This window comes from Actinomycetota bacterium, assembly GCA_030682655.1.
GTDB lineage: Bacteria > Actinomycetota > Coriobacteriia > Anaerosomatales > JAUXNU01 > JAUXNU01.
The window spans coordinates 1-1,607 of record JAUXNU010000042.1 but is presented as its reverse complement, the minus strand read 5'-3'; the positions used below and the strand labels follow the sequence as shown (position 1 = coordinate 1,607).

At 63.4% G+C, this 1,607-nt stretch carries 3 protein-coding genes; all 3 read left to right on the top strand.

Annotated features, from left to right (window positions below):
* On the top strand, positions 1 to 249 hold a 249-nt coding region (locus Q8K99_02205), incomplete at its 5' end, for a hypothetical protein (GenBank protein MDP2181368.1).
* Positions 230 to 1,141 carry a signal recognition particle-docking protein FtsY gene (gene ftsY, locus Q8K99_02200; GenBank protein MDP2181367.1) on the top strand — a complete coding sequence of 304 codons (912 nt, stop codon included), beginning with the start codon at positions 230 to 232 and terminating at the stop codon, positions 1,139 to 1,141. The genes Q8K99_02205 and ftsY, both read left to right, overlap by 20 nt.
* Before the next feature lie 5 nt (positions 1,142 to 1,146).
* The coding region (gene lepB / locus Q8K99_02195) for a signal peptidase I (GenBank protein MDP2181366.1) at positions 1,147 to 1,607 on the top strand (461 nt) is incomplete at its 3' end.

Sequence of the window (1,607 nt, the reverse complement as noted above, 5' to 3'; positions counted from 1 at the left end):
CCGTTCTACATCCTCGATGAGGTCGAGGCGGCTCTCGACGACACGAACCTGCGCCGTTTCGTCGCCTTCCTGGACAGCATGCGCGGCGTCACGCAGTTCATCGTCGTCACGCACCAGCGACGCACGATGGAGATGGCCGACGTCCTCTACGGCGTCTCCATGCAGGCTGACGGCGTCTCCAAGGTCGTGAGCCAGCGCGTTGAGCGCCGCGTTCCGGACGAGACTGCCGATGAGCGCACCCTGGTATAGGCGCCTCTCCGACGGCCTCGCGAAGAGCCGGGAGAGGCTCGGCGGACAACTCAACGTCCTGTTGCGCCGCGGACCGGACCTCGACGACCAGTTCTGGGAAGAGCTAGAGGACGCACTTCTCGGTGCGGATATCGGCGTCACGGCGACTACGGAGCTCGTCGCACGCCTCAGGGACGCAGCGGCGCGCAGGGCGTTGCCCGATGCCCCTGCGGTCATCGCTCATCTTGCCGAGGAGATCGCGCTGGAGTTTCGTGCCGGTTCGGATTTCCTCTCGACCTACCCGTCTGTCGTAGTCGTAGTGGGTGTCAACGGCACTGGCAAGACGACCACGGTCGGCAAGATCGCCAAACAGACGGTCGACGCTGGTGCGAGCGTGCTTCTCGGCTCAGCGGACACCTATCGAGCCGCCGCCATCGAACAGCTCGATATCTGGGCCGAACGCGCGCAGGTGCCTATCGTGAGCAAGGAACGCGGCAGCGATCCGGCCGCCGTCACATTCGACACCATCGCGCGAGCGAACGCCGAACGCCCCGACCTCACGCTCATCGATACAGCCGGGCGGCTCCACACGTCGGCCGATCTCATGCGCGAGCTTCAGAAGGTCCACCGCGTCGCGGTACGCGAGAGTGTTGTTCCTGTGAGCGTGCTGCTCGTGCTCGACGCGACCACCGGACAAAACGGGCTCATCCAGGCGCGCGAGTTCAATGCGGCCTTGAAGTTGGACGGACTCGTGCTCACGAAGCTGGACGGCACGGCCAAAGGCGGCATAGCGATTGCAATCGCTCGCGACATGGGCCTTCCGTTGTTGCGAATCGGCGTTGGCGAGCAGATCGATGATCTGCGGCCGTTCGTGGCTTTGGAGTTCGCACGAGCGCTCACAATGGGAGCGTGACTCAAGTGAGCATCGAGCCTGGAGTTCACGTACGAGTGCGGGGCACCGGCGAACGAGTCGCCGTTGTCATCCTCATCCCGCTCCTCGTCCTGTTCGTGTCTCTCGTCACTGTCTTCTACGTCATCTTCGAGAGAACACGAGTGGAGGGCGACTCGATGCAGCCGACACTGTTGACCGAGGACCGTCTCCTCATGACGAGAGGCTACACACAGCCCCTGAGAGGCGACATCGTCGTCGTCCATCCCAACGGCCAAGCCGGAACCGAGAACGACCTCGTCAAACGGGTAGTCGCACTTCCCGGAGACCGCATCGAGATCAACCGGGATATTGCCACGGTCAACGGGATTGCTGAGACCGGCTACGGGCTGGTGATTGACCCCAACGACACCGTGACCCTGCGCGTGCAGACTGTAGCCTCCGGACATGTCTTCATCATGGGGGACAACCGCGCCGTGTCACTGGACAG